Origin of the sequence: Azospirillum thiophilum, assembly GCF_001305595.1 — a bacterium.
Classification (GTDB): Bacteria; Pseudomonadota; Alphaproteobacteria; order Azospirillales; family Azospirillaceae; genus Azospirillum; species Azospirillum thiophilum.
In genome coordinates this window covers 98,650-112,625 of record NZ_CP012402.1, presented here as the reverse complement: position 1 = coordinate 112,625, position 13,976 = coordinate 98,650, and the positions used below count along the sequence as shown (strand labels likewise).

Below are 13,976 nucleotides of genomic sequence, written 5' to 3'. Positions count from 1 at the left end.
GGCCTTCGTGCTTTCCGGTTGGGCAGGCTGCCCGTTTCCCGACCGGTGGCTACAGTTTCGTGCGTTTCATATCAAACGCACGAAACTGTAGTCCTTTGTTTGGCGATCGGATTCACGTTCCAAATCGATTCAGATTTTGCGAGATCCGATCTATCCGATCCATTTGAAACTCTTTCCCCCGCTGCCGATCTGGTGACAGAGTCGATGCAGGTGAAATACTGCACCGCATCGTCACCAGTTCATCGGGAGCAGCCATGCGCCAGCGCCTCCGCTTCTATCTCGGCGACGAGCTTCGGGAGATCGGCGATGTCGATCCGACCCTGACGGTGCTCGACTGGCTGCGGCTGTCGGAACGGCGGGTCGGCACCAAGGAAGGCTGTGCCGAGGGCGATTGCGGCGCCTGCACCGTGGTGGTCGGCCGGCTGGACGGCGATGCGGTGCGCTACGAGGCGGTGAACGCCTGCATCCGCTTCCTCGCCACACTGGACGGCTGCCTGCTGCTGACGGTCGAGCATCTGAAGGGTCAGGACGGCGCCCTGCATCCGGTGCAGCAGGCGATGGTCGATTGCCACGGCTCGCAATGCGGCTTCTGCACGCCGGGCTTCGTCATGTCGCTGCTGGCGCTCTACCTGAACGAGGAGAAGCCCGACGACCGGCGGATCGACGACGCGCTGGCCGGCAACCTGTGCCGCTGCACCGGCTATGCCCCCATCGTCCGGGCGGCGCACGCCATGTACGGGATCGGCGGCCAAGGGAGCGACCGCTTCGCCGACCGCGAGGCTTGGGCGGACAGGCTGAAGGCCCTGCGCGACGAGGAGATCCTCGATGTCGGGACCGGCGGGCGGCGGTTCCTCGCCCCGGCGACGGTGCCGCAGCTGGCGCAGCTCCTGCTCGACCACCCCGGTGCGACCATCGTGGCGGGCGCCACCGACGTCGGGCTGTGGGTGACCAAGTTCCAGCGGGTGCTGGCGACGGTGATCCATACCGGCCGGGTCGGCGCCCTGCGGCGGATCGAGGATCGCGGCGACGCTCTGGTGATCGGGGCCGGCGTCACCTACAGCGAGGCCGCCCCCGCCATCGCCGCGCTCTATCCCGATTTCGGCGAGCTGATCCGCCGCATCGGGGCGGAGCAGGTACGCAACATGGGCACCATCGGCGGCAACATCGCCAACGGCTCCCCGATCGGCGACACCCCGCCGGCCCTGATCGCCTGCGCCGCCACCCTGCGGCTGCGGCGTGGCGACGAGACGCGCGAGCTGCCGCTGGAGGCGTTCTTCATCGAATACGGCAGGCAGGACCGCCGCGAGGGCGAATTCGTCGAGGCGGTGATCCTGCCGAAGCCGGGGCCTGGCGAGCGCTTCCGCGCCTACAAGATCGCCAAGCGCTTCGACCAGGACATCTCCGCCGTCTGCGGCGCCTTCCGCCTCAGGCTGGACGCCGACGGCCGGGTCGCCGACATCCGCATCGCCTTCGGCGGCATGGCCGGCACGCCCAGGCGGGCCGCCGGGGCAGAGGCGGCACTGCGCGGCCGGGACTGGAGCGAGGAGACGGTGCGAGAGGCGATGGCGGCGCTGTCCGGCGATTTCACGCCGCTGAGCGACTGGCGGGCCAGCGCGGGCTATCGCTCCATGGTCGCCGCCAATCTGCTGATGAAGTTCCATATCGAGACCAGCGATCCGGCGGCGGACACCCGTCTGGCCGGCGACCGGAGGCTTGCCCATGCCTGATGTCGTGGCTCCCGACGTGCATGCTCCCGCCGCGCCTGCGCCCGGCGCGGTTTCCGGCCGCATCGAGGGCGCGGTCCATGACCCGCGCCGGCACGAAAGCGCGCACAAGCATGTCAGCGGCGAGGCGGTCTATGTCGACGACATCGCCGAGCCGGCCGGGCTGCTGCATGTCTATCTCGGCCTCAGTGCCCGCGCCCATGCCCGCATCCGCGCCATCGACCTGTCGCTGGTGCGCCACGCGCCCGGCGTGGCGGCGGTCTTCACCGCCGCCGACGTGCCGGGGGTGAACGACATCAGCTGCATGGGCAAGCATGACGAGCCGCTGTTCGCCTCCACCCTGGTCGAGCATGTCGGGCAGCCGATCTTCGCCGTCGCCGCCGCGACCCGCGACCATGCCCGCCGGGCGGCGAGGCTGGCGGCGATCGAGTATGAGGATCTGCCGGCAATCCTGACCATCGCCGCCGCGCGCGACGGCGAGCGGACCTTGGTCACCCCGCCGATGACCCTCGCCGTCGGCGATGCCGCCGCGGCGCTGGCCGCCGCCCCGCAGAGCGTGGCGGGCCGGCTCGCCATCGGCGGGCAGGAGCATTTCTACCTGGAAAGCCAGATCGCCATGGCGGCGCCGGGCGAGGATGGCGAGGTGCTGATCCACGTCTCGACCCAGCATCCGACGGAGGTGCAGCACATCGTCGCCCATGTGCTGGCGGTGCCGAGCGCCGCGGTGACGGTGGAGGTGCGGCGGATGGGCGGCGGCTTCGGCGGCAAGGAGACGCAGTCGAACCTGTTCGCCGCCTGCACCGCGCTGGTCGCGTCCCGCACCGGCCGCGCCGCCAAGCTGCGGCCCGACCGCGACGACGATTTCCAGATCACCGGCAAGCGCCATGATTTCGAGGTCGATTACCGTGTCGGCTTCGACGCCGGCGGGGTGATCCGGGGGGTGGAGATGCTGTTCGCGGCCAGGGCCGGCTATGCCGCCGATTTGTCGGGGCCGGTGACCGACCGCGCGCTTTTCCATGCCGACAACGGCTATTTCTATCCGGCGGCCCGGCTGGAGTCCTTGCCGCTGAAGACCAACACGGTGTCCAACACTGCCTTCCGCGGCTTCGGCGGCCCGCAGGGCATGGTCGCGGCGGAACGGGTGATCGACGAGATCGCCTTTGCGCTCGGCAAGGATCCGCTGGAGATCCGCAAGCGCAATTTCTACGGCACCGATCCCGAGCGGGACGGCCGTACCCTCACCCCCTATCACCAGACCGTCACCGACAACATCCTGCCGGAGCTGGTGGAGCAATTGGAGAAGACGTCCGGCTATTGGCGGCGGCGCGAGGAGATCCGCGCCTTCAACGGGACCAGCCGCATCCTGCGCAAGGGGCTGGCGCTGACGCCGGTGAAGTTCGGCATCTCCTTCACCGCCAGCCATTACAACCAGGCAGGCGCCCTGGTCCATGTCTACACCGACGGCAGCATCCAGCTGAACCATGGCGGGATCGAGATGGGGCAGGGGCTCTACACCAAGGTCGCCCAGGTGGTGGCGGAGGAGTTCCAGGTCGACATCTCCACCATCCGGCCGACCGCGACCAACACCGGAAAGGTGCCCAACACCTCGGCGACTGCGGCGTCCTCCGGCTCCGACCTGAACGGCAAGGCGGCGCAGGCGGCGGCGCGCACCATCCGGGAAAGGCTGGTCGCATTCGCCGCGGAGAAATGGGGCGTGGCGCAGGACGCGGTGCGCTTCGAGCGCAACCGGGTGCGGGTGGGCGACCGCGACATGAGCTTCGCCGAACTGGCGAGCGCCGCCTACATCGCCCGGGTCCAGCTGTCGGCCACCGGCTTCTACAAGACGCCGAAGATCCATTGGGACCGCGCCGCCGGGCGCGGCACGCCCTTCTATTACTTCGCCTATGGCGCCGCCTGCGCCGAGGTGACGGTCGACACGCTGACCGGCGAATATGTCGTGGATCGGGTGGACATCCTGCATGATTGCGGCCGGTCGCTGAACCCGGCCATCGACAAGGGGCAGATCGAGGGCGGCTTCGTCCAGGGCATGGGCTGGCTGACCATGGAGGAGCTGTGGTGGGACGGGCAGGGGCGCCTGCGCACCCACGCCCCCAGCACCTACAAGATCCCGGCCTGCTCAGACCGGCCGCGCATCTTCAACGTGGCCCTGCTGGAGAATGCGCCCAACCGCGAGGACAGCATCTTCCGCTCCAAGGCGGTGGGCGAGCCGCCGCTGATGCTGGGCATGGCGGTCCTGCATGCGCTGTCCGACGCGGTGGCGAGCGTGGCGGACCACCGGTTCTGTCCGCGGCTGGACGCGCCGGCCACGCCGGAACGGGTGCTGGGCTGCATCGGGCGCCTGCGGGAGCGGGTGGCGGGGGGCGGCGTCGGCCCCCTCCCTAACCCTCCCCCGCCTTCGGCGGTGGAGGGGACTGCCGCCGATCCGGCGCGTGCTCCCTCTCCCGCTGAAAGCGGGGGAGGGTCGGGGAGGGGGCCCGACGCGTCCTCCGAACCGGCCCCCCGACCGGCATGACCCTGCTGTCCGCAACCCTCGCCGACTGGCTGTCGCGCGGCGAGCCGGCGGTGCTGGTGACGGTGGCAGAGGCGCGCGGCTCGACCCCGCGGGAGGTGGGCGCCGGGATGCTGGTCGGCCGGCGGACTTGCGCCGGCACGGTCGGCGGCGGCCGGCTGGAATGGACGGCCATCGCCGCCGCGCGCCGGATGATCGGGGAGGGCGGCGCACAGGAGACGCTCGACCTGCCGCTCGGCCCCGCCACCGGCCAATGCTGTGGCGGCCATGTCGTGCTGCGGCTGGAGCGCGCCGGGCGGGAGACCGCCGCGGCGTTGGGGGAACGCGAGTGCCGCGCCGCCGACGCGCGCCCGGTACTGCTGCTGTTCGGCGCCGGCCATGTCGGACGGGCGATGGCGACGGCCTTCGCGCCGCTGCCGCTACGCCTGCTGTGGATCGACGGCCGGGCGCAGGAGTTCCCCGCCGCGATCCCGCCGGGGGTGGAGCGCATCCTGACCGACAGTCCGCTCGACCCGCTGGCCGACGCCCCGGCCGGGGCCGGCTATCTGGTGCTGACCCACAGCCATGCCCTGGATTTCGAGATCGCCGAAGCGGCCCTGCGCCGGGGCGATGCGGCCTATGTCGGCATGATCGGCTCGGCAACCAAGCGCGCGAAGTTCGAGCGCCGGTTCCGGGCGCGGGCGCGGGACTGTGACCGCGACACCGGGGCGCTGGACGGGCTGACCTGCCCGGTCGGCGCGGCGCTGACCGGCGACAAGCGGCCGGAGGTGATCGCGGCCCTGGTCGCGGCGGAACTGCTGGTGGCGTTCGCGAAGGTTCCGTCAGTCTTCATGCCAGCCTGACCGAAGCGGGGAAGTGAACGGAGGAACGCTTCCGCAGAGGAGGAGACGGATGCGTTGCCGACATTGCCAGTCGACGAGGACGAGCGAGCGTTCCGCCCGGCCACCCGGCCTTCCCCCGGCGGGCGGGGGAAGGGGCGCCTGTGTGCCACCATGGAGGATTGGTTCCTGGGGGCGGCGCCGTCGGGGCGGAGGGCAAAGCGTCAACCAGATCGACCACCAGGCTCAAGCATAGACCGGCAATGCGTTTTGCGGCATTGCGTCAAATCAAACCCAGCCCCTACGGATTCGCCCGGCTCGGCCCGCGTTTCCCTTCCAGGGCGGCGGGGGAGCGGGGGAGCCGGCCGCCGCGGGCGATATGGAGCGACAGCCCGCGGTTCAATTGGAGAGTTGGGAAGCCCCGCCGCGGCGCCACCGTTCCCGCGATGCGGGGGGCGGTGACGCTGCGGCGGGACGGTGCTCAGCCGATCTCGAACTTGATGCCCTGGGCCAGCGGCAGCGCCGAGGAGTAGTTCACCGTCGCGGTCTGGCGGCGCATGTAGGCCTTCCAGGCGTCGGAGCCGGACTCACGGCCGCCGCCGGTCTCCTTCTCGCCGCCGAAGGCGCCGCCGATCTCCGCACCGCTCGGCCCGATGTTGACGTTGGCGATGCCGCAGTCGGAGCCGCCGGCCGACAGGAAGCGCTCGGTCTCGCGCAGGTCGGTGGAGAAGATGCAGGAGGACAGGCCCTGCGGCACCGCGTTCTGAAGCGCGATGGCCTCGTCCAGCGTGTCGTAGGTCAGGACATAGAGGATCGGCGCGAAGGTCTCGTGCCGGACCACCTCGGTCTGGCCCGGCATCTCGACGATGGCCGGGGTGACGTAGAAGGCGTCGGGGAAGCGGTCGGCCAGCGTGCGCTCGCCGCCGGTCACCGTGCCGCCCTCGGTCTTGGCGGTTTCCAGCGCGCGCTGCATCGCCTTGAAGGCGTCGGCATCGACCAGCGGCCCCATCAGCACGCCGCTGTCAAGCGGGCTGCCGATCGGAACCGAGGCGTAGGCCGCCTTCAGGCGCGGCAGCAGCTGGTCCTTGACCGAACGGTGGACGATCAGCCGGCGCAGCGTGGTGCAGCGCTGGCCGCAGGTGCCGACGGCGGAGAACAGGATGGCGCGCAGCGCCATGTCCAGGTCGGCCGACGGCGCCACGATCATGGCGTTGTTGCCACCCAGCTCCAGGATCGAGCGGCCGAAGCGTTCGGCAACCACCTTGGAGACCTCGCGGCCCATGCGGGTCGAGCCGGTGGCCGAGACGATGGGGAAGCCCGGATGGGCGACCAGCGCCTCGCCGATCTCACGGCCGCCCTGGACCAGCTGGGACAGGTTGGCCGGCGCATCGCCGAAGCGGGCCGCGGCGCGCTCGAAGATCACCTGGCAGGCGGCGGCGGTCAGCGGGGTCTTCTCCGACGGCTTCCACACCACCGGGTCGCCGCAGACGAGCGCCAGCGCCGCGTTCCACGACCACACCGCCACCGGGAAGTTGAAGGCGGAGATGACGAGGCAGGGGCCGGCCGGGTGCCAGGTCTCGCGCATGGCGTGGCCCGGCCGCTCCGACGCAATGGTCAGGCCGTAGAGCTGGCGCGACAGGCCGACGGCGAAGTCGCAGATGTCGATCATCTCCTGAACTTCACCAAGGCCTTCCTGATAGATCTTGCCGGCTTCCAGTGAAACCAGACGGCCCAGATCCTCCTTGGCGGCGCGCAGCTCCTCGCCCAGCAGGCGGACCAGCTCGCCCCGGCGCGGCGCCGGCACCGAGCGCCACGCCTCGAAGGCGCGGGCGGCGTTGGCTGCGATGTCGGACACCTGCGACGGCGCGGTCTCCGCCACCGTGGCGAGGGTGGCGCCGTCGACCGGCGACCGGGCGGTCAGCCCGGACCCGCTGGAGGTCAGGCCGAAACGGGAGAGGATGTCGCTGTGCTGCACCGGGGTGGCTCCTTGGGTGTGTAGGTCTCCCCCTCTCCCCCTCGGGGAGAGGGACGGGGTGAGGGGGAGGCGCGGCGGGACTATTGCGAAAATCCTGCAGTGCGTCCCCCTCACCCTAACCCTCTCCCCAGGGGGGAGAGGGGATAAAGCGAGGTGTCGGTTACTTGCCCTTACCCGCCGCACGGATCTCGGACAGGGTCCGGTTGGGGGTCAGGGCCTCGGGGTCGAGCTTGATGTGGATGATCGCCGGCAGGCCGGACGCGCGGGCGCGCTCGAAGGCCGGGGCGAACTGGTCGGTGGTCTCCACCGTCTCGCCATGGCCGCCATAGGCGCGGGCGAAGGCGGCGAAGTCCGGGTTCTTCAGCGCCGTGCCGGAGACGCGGCCGGGATATTCGCGCTCCTGGTGCATGCGGATGGTGCCGTACATGCCGTTGTCGACCACCAGCACGATGACCGCGGCGCCCTCCTGGACGGCGGTGCCGAACTCCAGCCCGGTCATCTGGAAGCAGCCGTCGCCGGCGAAACACAGCACGTCGCGGGTGCGGTGCTGCAGCTTGGCGGCGACGGCGGCCGGCAGGCCGTAGCCCATCGAGCCGCAGACCGGCGCCACCTGCGTGCCGAACCGGCGGAAGCGGTGGAAGCGGTGGATCCAGGTGGCGTAGTTGCCGGCGCCGTTGGTGAAGATCGCGTCGTCGGCCAGCCGCTCGTCCAGCCAGGCCATGATGCGGCCCATCTGCACCTCGCCGGGGATGGCGTCGGGCGGGGTGCTCCACTCCTCGTAGGCGGCATGCGCGGTCTCGGCGCGGGCAGCCCAGACCGGGTTCGGGGTGACGGCCAGCGCCGACACCGCCTCCAGGAAGGCGCCCGGCGTGGCGACCATGCCCAGCGTCGGGCGGAAGACGCGGCCGATCTCCTCGGCGCCCGGATGGATGTGGACCACCGCCTTGTGCGGATCGGGGATGCCAAGCAGGCCGTAGCCCTGCGACGGCACCTCGGAGAAGCGGTCGCCCAGCAGGATCAGCAGGTCGCTGTCCTTGACCAGCGCGGTCAGCTTGGGGTTGATGCCCAGCCCGATGTCGCCGGCATAGAGCGGATGGGCATGGTCGAACAGCATCTGCCGGCGGAAGGTGACGGCCACCGGCAGCGACAGCCGCTCGGCGAAACCCTTCAGCGCCGCGACCGACTCCTCCGTCCAGCGGGAACCGCCGACCACCAGCAGCGGCTTCTCCGCCTTGGCCAGCAGATCGGCGAAGGATGCCACCTGCGCCGGCGTCGGCGCGCTGTCCACCGGCTCGGCCCGCGGGGCGGCGGCAGCATCGGCGGTCTCGGTCAGCGTGTCTTCCGGCAGGGCCAGCACCACCGGGCCGGGACGGCCGGCCATCGCGGTGTGGAAGGCGCGGGAGATCATCTCCGGCACGCGGTCGGCGCTGTCGATCTCGGCGACCCACTTGCACATGCCGCCGAACAGCTTGCCGTAATCGACCTCCTGGAAGGCGTCGCGGCCGCGCATGCCGCGCTCGATCTGGCCGACCAGCACGACCAGCGGCGTCTCGTCCTGCTGGGCGACATGGATGCCCGACGCGGCATTGGTGGCGCCGGGGCCGCGGGTGACCAGGCAGACGCCGGGACGGCCGGTCAGCTTGGCCTGCGCCTCCGCCATCATCGCCGCGCCGCCTTCGTGGCGGCAGACGACCATGTCGATGGGGCTGTCATGCAGCGCGTCCAGCACGGCGAGATAGCTCTCGCCCGGCACGCCGAACACCCGCCGCACGCCCTGCGCCTCCAGCGCTTCGACGATCAACTGACCACCGGTCTTCATCGCTGCTCCGCCCCACCTGTTCCGGATCTCCAGGATACCGACGGTGCCGTGCCCCGCACCAGAGCGCAAACGACTTTCTTTCCACAGGTCATGAGCTTTGGTAATGAAGTGGCATGGACCTGCAGCGCCGCCTCCTCCCTTCCATGAGCATGCTGACCGCCTTCGAGGCGGCGGCGCGCACCGGCAGCTTCACCGCGGCGGCGGCGGAACTGTCGCTGACGCAAGGGGCGGTCAGCCGGCAGGTCAAGGCGCTGGAGGAGCAGATCGGCACCGCCCTGTTCGTCCGCAAGGGCCAGCGGGTGACGCTGACCCCCACCGGCGCGCTCTATGCCGACCCGGTGCGCGACGCGCTGCGCCAGATCGCGGCAGCCACGGTGAGGACCATCGCGGCGCCCAAGGGCGGCGTGCTGAACCTCGCCATCCTGCCGACCTTCGGCACGCGCTGGCTGGTGCCGCGGCTGCCGGCCTTCCAGGCGGCCCACCCCCATGTGACGATCCATTTCACCACCAAGCTGGCTCCCTTCGACTTCCGCGTCCATGACCTGGACGCCGCCATCCATTACGGCTTCGGCGACTGGCCCGATGCCGTCTGCGACCATCTGCTGGACGAGGAGGTGCTGCCGGTCTGTTCCCCCGCCTTCCTGGCGGCGCATCCGGTGACGGAGCCGGCTGACCTGCCGGCGCTGCCGCTGCTGCACACCAGCACGCGCGCCGATGCCTGGAACGACTGGCTGGCCGCCCAGGGGCTGGCCCCGCGCCCCGGCGCCGGCATGGTGTTCGAGCAGTTCGCCACCACCGCCCAGGCGGCGGAGGCCGGGCTGGGCGTCGCCCTGCTGCCGACCCTGCTGGTGCGCGGCGAGCTGGCCGACGGCACGCTGGTTCCGGCCATCGACCGCCCGCACCGCAGCGCGCGGGCCTATTACCTCGTGCATCCCCGCGGCAAGGCCAACCACCCGCCCTTCGCCGCCTTCCGCCAATGGCTGCTGGCGGAGGCGCGGGGGGCGTTGCCGCCGGGATAGCTCAGGCCGCCCCCACCAGATCGCCGATCCCGTCGCCGTCGCGCCGGACCGTCAGCCGGCGGTCGTGGAACGCGGCGAGGCCGGGGCGGTGGCCGATGCTGACGATCGCGGTGCCGGGCAGGCGGTCGCGCAGCAGGCCGTAGAGCCGTTCCTCGGTCTCCGGGTCGCAGGCTGACGTCGCCTCGTCCAGATAGAGCCAATCGGGTTTGTGCAGCAGGACGCGGGCGATGGCGATGCGCTGCTGCTCGCCGCCGGACAGGCGCTGCGTCCAATGATCCTCCTCCGCCAGCCGCTCGGCCAGTCCCGCCATGCCGACGGCGTCGAGCACCTCGCGCACCGCCTCGTCGTCGAAGACGTCGGGAGCCGACGGATAGGTCACCGCGGCGCGCAGCGGGCCGATGGGGAGATAGGGCTTCTGCGGCAGGACCATGGTGCCGTTCGGGGCGTCAGGACTGCCTGCCGGCCCTTCGCCCGGCCCAGCGGCTGGCAGGACGATGCGGCCCCGGCCGAAGGGCCAGATGCCGGCGATGGCGCGCAGGATGGTGCTCTTGCCCGACCCCGACGGGCCGGCGATCAGCAGCCGCTCGCCCGGCCGTACCGTCAGGTCGGCGCGGACCAGCGGGGCGCCGCCCGCCGGCAGGGTCAGGGCCAGCCCGTCCAGCCGCAGGGCGTCGTCCGCCGCGGTCGTCCGCTCGATCCCGGCATTGTCGCGGCCGGCGGCCCGCACCGTCTCCACCGCATGGCGGAAGCCGGTCAGGCGGCTGGTGGTGGCGTGCCAGTCGGCCAGGCTGACATAGGCGTCGATGAACCAGGACATCGAGCCCTGGACCTGCCCGAAGGCCTGCGAGGTCTGCATCAGCGATCCCAGCGGCAGGGCGCCGCTGAAATAGCGGGGAGCGGCGACCAGGAAGGGAAAGATGACGGCGATCTGGCCGTAGGCGGAGGTGAACCAGACCAGCCGCTTCTGCGTGCGCATCAGTGCCCACCAGTTGGCGACGACGTTGGCGAAGCGGCCGTCGAAGCCGCGCGCCTCCTGCGCCTCGCCCTGCTGGAGGGCGATGCTCTCGGCATTCTCGCGCAGACGGACCAGGGCGAAGCGGAAGTCGGCCTCGTAACGCTCCTGGTCGAAGCTGAGCCGGGCCAGCGGCTTGCCGATGCGGTGGGTGATCCAGGTGCCGGCGACCGCATAGGCCAACGCCACCCACACCATGTAGCCGGGCAGCTCGATGCCGAGCCAGGGCAGGGCGACCGCGCCCGACAGGCTCCACAGGATGACCAGGAAGGAGGCCAGCGAGACGATGTTGGTCAGGAATCCCAGAGACAGGCTGAGCGTCATCTGCACGAAGCCACGCAGATCCTCGGCGATGCGCTGGTCGGGGTTGTCGGTGCCCGTCCCGGCGAAGGCCAGCCGGTAGTAGGTCTGGTTCTCCAGCCAGTCGCCCAGATACCGCCCGGTCAGCCAGCGGCGCCAGCGGATTTGCAGCATCTGGTTCAGGTAGAGCCGGTAGACCGCCACCGCGATGAAGACCAGCGCCAGCCCGCCGAACATCAGCAGGGCATGGATGAAGCCGTCCTGGTTCTTGTCCTGGAGCGCGTCGAACAGCTCGGCGTTGATCCGGGTGAACCAGACCTCCATGAACACCGCGGCCAGATTCAGCGCGACGATCGCCGCCAGCAGGCCGCGCGCCGCCCATTTCTCTTCCGAGAACCAGTAGGGGCGGGTCAGGCGCCAGACATCGGCAAGGAATCGGCGGGTGGCGGACAGGCGTCCGGAAAGAGGCTCGGAAGAGGAGGGGGGACAATCGGACGAACGCAAATCGGACGAACGCTCTGGCATTTGGCAGGCACTCGCAGGCCGTCGGGACGATCCTTGCCGATTACCACCATTCGCAGCGCCCGCGGCATGAAATCGCTGTCACCCTTTTCCCGCTCACCGGCCCCGGATCATGTCCCAGCTGGCCATGACCGCGCCGCCGGCGATCAGCGCGCAGGCCGCCCACACGGTCCAGCCGCCGCTGGCCTGCCCGAACAGGATCAGCAGCAGGGTGGAGGCCGGCGGCACCGCGTAGGACAGCACGCCCAGCGCCCGGATGTCGCCGCGCTTCATCCCATGGTCCCAGACGAAGAAGGCCAGCCCGTCCGGCCCGAGGCCGAGCGCCAGCAGCGCCAGCCAGCCCATCAGGTGCTGCGGCCACACCGTGGCATCCTCGAACAGCAGATGGCCCGCCAGTCCCAGCAGGGCGGTGACGAGGCAGAAGCCGCTCACCGCTTCGGTCGGGACGCTGCCGAAGCGCCGCGACAGCACCGAATAGGCGCCCCAGATCAGCGCGGCGGCCAGCGCCGCGCCATAGGCGGACAGGTTGGCGCCGTCCAGATGCAGCCCGTCCAGAGCGAGACTGCCGCCGCGGCCCGACAGGATCAGCGCGGTGCCGGCCAAGCCGCACAGCGCCCCGGCGACATGCGCCGCCTTCAGCCGCTCGCCCGGCAGCAGGGCGGAGAACAGCACGATGCAGAGCGGCCAGAGATAGTTCAGCAGGTTGACCTCCACCGCGGCGGCCGGCGCCAGATGGAAGGCCAGGAACAGGCAGGCATGGTAGCCGAACAGCCCGCCGACCCCGACCATCCACACCGGCAGGGGCTGCCGCAGCGCGCTCACCACGCCGCGCCCGCGCAGCGCCGCGACGGTGATGCCGGTCAGGAAGGCCAGCCCGAAGGTGACCGCGACCAGTTGCAGCGGCGGCATGGCGCTGGACAGCGAGGTCAGCAGCGCCGCCGTCGACCACAGCAGGATGGCGATGGAGCCGACCCCGGTCGCATGCCGGACCTCCGCCGCGGAAGGCGGGGCGGCGGACGAGGCGGCGGGCGGGCGGGGAAGGGTGGGGTCGGGAAGGGCGTCGGCGCTCATGCGGGTTGCATAGCTGACGCGGGGAGCGGCTGCAATGGGTGCCGCACTGCGGAATGCGCTGCCGCCCGGCCCTGTCGGCGATCCCTTCGGCCGCCTGCCCGGCGCTTCCTACGGCACGGTCCGCTCCAGGAAATACTCCATCTCCTGGATGATGCCGCTCTGGGCGGCCCACAGGGCGGCCTGGGTGCGGTTGCGGACGTTGATGGTCTGCATGATGTGGCGGACATGCAGCTTGACCAGATCCTCGGTCATCAGCATCTCGCGCGCGATCTCCTTGTTGCTGCACCCGTCCATGATCAGCTTCAGGATGCGCGCGTGGCGCGGATAGAGGCCGGGATAGCCCAGCAGCTCGGTCTCGTGCTGGGGCAGGGAGCCATCCTCGCCGCCGCGGCGCATCGCGGTGGGCGAAAAATACTCGAAGCATTCCTCCGGCACCACCGGCTCGCCGGCATGGATCAGGCGCAGCGACAGCACGAAGGCGGACGGCGCCATGCGGTTCAGCAGATAGCCGCGCACGCCGAAGCGCAGGGCCATGCGCATGTGATGGGCGGAGAACTCGTCGGCGATCATCGCCAGCTTGGCCTGCTCGCCGTACCAGTTGCGGAAGTTCCAGGCGTCGGTCTTCAGGGAGGCGAGGTCGAACAGCACGATGTCCGCCGCCCGCCCGGCGCCGGATTCCGGTTCCAGCGTGGCCACGCCGCCGCTGGTGCCGCCGACAGGGATGCCCGGTGAACGGCGCTCGCTCGCCCCGTTCACCCGTCCGTTCCACATCGGATGCGGCGCAAGCCCTGCCAGCCGGCTTTGCGGATCGATGACTTCGAAGCAATCGTCCAGAATGTTCAGGATGGATTCGCGCAGCAATCGGCTTTGGTTGTGTACAATCACACGAATGCGATTGGGCATGTCCGTCTCCCCCAAGAATAGACGTTCGGCGGGCGACATCGCGTGGCCAGACCGCAAGGCCTCCTCCCCAGGACGCTGCGCCCGGCATTGGTGGCATCGGTGCGTGACGATCAAGGCCAGCCGGATTCTGCCGTCCGGCGGACAACCTTCGGCTCCCCGTTCGAGCCGTCGTGCCTGCACCTTTGCCTTGCCGCCGCGCTGAGCCGGCGCGATGAGCGAAATCGACGGACGACGCACGCCGTATCTGTCGGTCGATGACCGTCCAATCGAATTTAGATCAAAC

9 protein-coding genes are annotated in these 13,976 nt (G+C 70.6%); 4 read left to right on the top strand and 5 right to left on the bottom strand.

From position 1 onward, the window contains the following. Nucleotides 1-254: 254 nt before the first annotated feature. Genes xdhA through xdhC form a run of 3 tightly spaced genes read left to right on the top strand, consistent with a single transcriptional unit; the run spans nucleotide 255 to nucleotide 5,096 of the window. Nucleotides 255-1,727, top strand: coding sequence for a xanthine dehydrogenase small subunit (xdhA, locus tag AL072_RS14465; RefSeq protein WP_045586070.1), 1,473 nt, complete (start codon nucleotides 255-257; stop codon nucleotides 1,725-1,727). Continuing rightward, nucleotides 1,720-4,257, top strand: coding sequence for a xanthine dehydrogenase molybdopterin binding subunit (xdhB, locus tag AL072_RS14460; protein WP_245636866.1), 2,538 nt, complete (start codon nucleotides 1,720-1,722; stop codon nucleotides 4,255-4,257). The genes xdhA and xdhB overlap by 8 nt, the downstream gene beginning before the upstream one ends. Then, nucleotides 4,254-5,096, top strand: a complete 843-nt coding sequence (xdhC, locus tag AL072_RS14455) for a xanthine dehydrogenase accessory protein XdhC (protein WP_045586069.1) — start codon at nucleotides 4,254-4,256, stop codon at nucleotides 5,094-5,096. Before xdhB ends, xdhC begins: the two co-directional genes overlap by 4 nt. Before the next feature lie 457 nt (nucleotides 5,097-5,553). On the opposite strand, the gene amaB is transcribed toward xdhC, so the two are convergent. Beyond that, the gene (gene amaB, locus AL072_RS14450; RefSeq protein ID WP_045586068.1) at nucleotides 5,554-7,047 is read right to left on the bottom strand and encodes an L-piperidine-6-carboxylate dehydrogenase; all 1,494 of its coding nucleotides are present in this window, start codon (nucleotides 7,045-7,047) and stop codon (nucleotides 5,554-5,556) included. 160 nt (nucleotides 7,048-7,207) lie between these two features. Continuing rightward, a complete protein-coding gene (locus tag AL072_RS14445) occupies nucleotides 7,208-8,866 on the bottom strand; it encodes a thiamine pyrophosphate-binding protein (RefSeq protein ID WP_045586067.1) in 1,659 nt (552 codons plus the stop codon). A gap of 143 nt (nucleotides 8,867-9,009) precedes the next feature. Here AL072_RS14445 and gcvA point away from each other — a divergent pair, with 143 nt between their 5' ends. Further along, complete coding sequence (gene gcvA / locus AL072_RS14440) at nucleotides 9,010-9,885, top strand: transcriptional regulator GcvA (protein WP_425388599.1); 876 nt, start codon at nucleotides 9,010-9,012, stop codon at nucleotides 9,883-9,885. A 1-nt stretch (nucleotide 9,886) separates the two neighbouring features. Here gcvA and AL072_RS14435 read toward each other — a convergent pair whose 3' ends face one another. The 3 genes from AL072_RS14435 to AL072_RS14425 all read right to left on the bottom strand — a co-directional run bounded on the left by AL072_RS14435 (nucleotide 9,887) and on the right by AL072_RS14425 (nucleotide 13,693). Continuing rightward, nucleotides 9,887-11,722: an ABC transporter ATP-binding protein/permease gene (locus AL072_RS14435; protein WP_082109418.1), complete on the bottom strand. Its 1,836-nt coding sequence runs from the start codon at nucleotides 11,720-11,722 to the stop codon at nucleotides 9,887-9,889. Nucleotides 11,723-11,815: 93 nt separating this feature from the next. Continuing rightward, nucleotides 11,816-12,790: an aromatic amino acid exporter YddG gene (gene yddG / locus AL072_RS14430; RefSeq protein ID WP_082109417.1), complete on the bottom strand. Its 975-nt coding sequence runs from the start codon at nucleotides 12,788-12,790 to the stop codon at nucleotides 11,816-11,818. Nucleotides 12,791-12,898: 108 nt separating this feature from the next. Further along, entirely contained in the window at nucleotides 12,899-13,693 is a 795-nt protein-coding gene (locus AL072_RS14425; RefSeq protein WP_045586065.1) for a LuxR C-terminal-related transcriptional regulator, read from the bottom strand. Between the last annotated feature and the right edge of the window lie 283 nt (nucleotides 13,694-13,976).

Bases quoted from the DNA above. Each gene is read 5' to 3' on its own strand.
- xdhA (WP_045586070.1), top strand. From the start codon at position 255: ATGCGCCAGCGCCTCCGCTTCTATCTCGGCGACGAGCTTCGGGAGATC.
- xdhB (WP_245636866.1), top strand. From the start codon at position 1,720: ATGCCTGATGTCGTGGCTCCCGACGTGCATGCTCCCGCCGCGCCTGCG.
- xdhC (WP_045586069.1), top strand. From the start codon at position 4,254: ATGACCCTGCTGTCCGCAACCCTCGCCGACTGGCTGTCGCGCGGCGAG.
- AL072_RS14445 (WP_045586067.1), bottom strand. From the start codon at position 8,866: ATGAAGACCGGTGGTCAGTTGATCGTCGAAGCGCTGGAGGCGCAGGGC.
- gcvA (WP_425388599.1), top strand. From the start codon at position 9,010: ATGAGCATGCTGACCGCCTTCGAGGCGGCGGCGCGCACCGGCAGCTTC.
- AL072_RS14435 (WP_082109418.1), bottom strand. From the start codon at position 11,722: ATGCCAGAGCGTTCGTCCGATTTGCGTTCGTCCGATTGTCCCCCCTCC.
- yddG (WP_082109417.1), bottom strand. From the start codon at position 12,790: ATGAGCGCCGACGCCCTTCCCGACCCCACCCTTCCCCGCCCGCCCGCC.
- AL072_RS14425 (WP_045586065.1), bottom strand. From the start codon at position 13,693: ATGCCCAATCGCATTCGTGTGATTGTACACAACCAAAGCCGATTGCTG.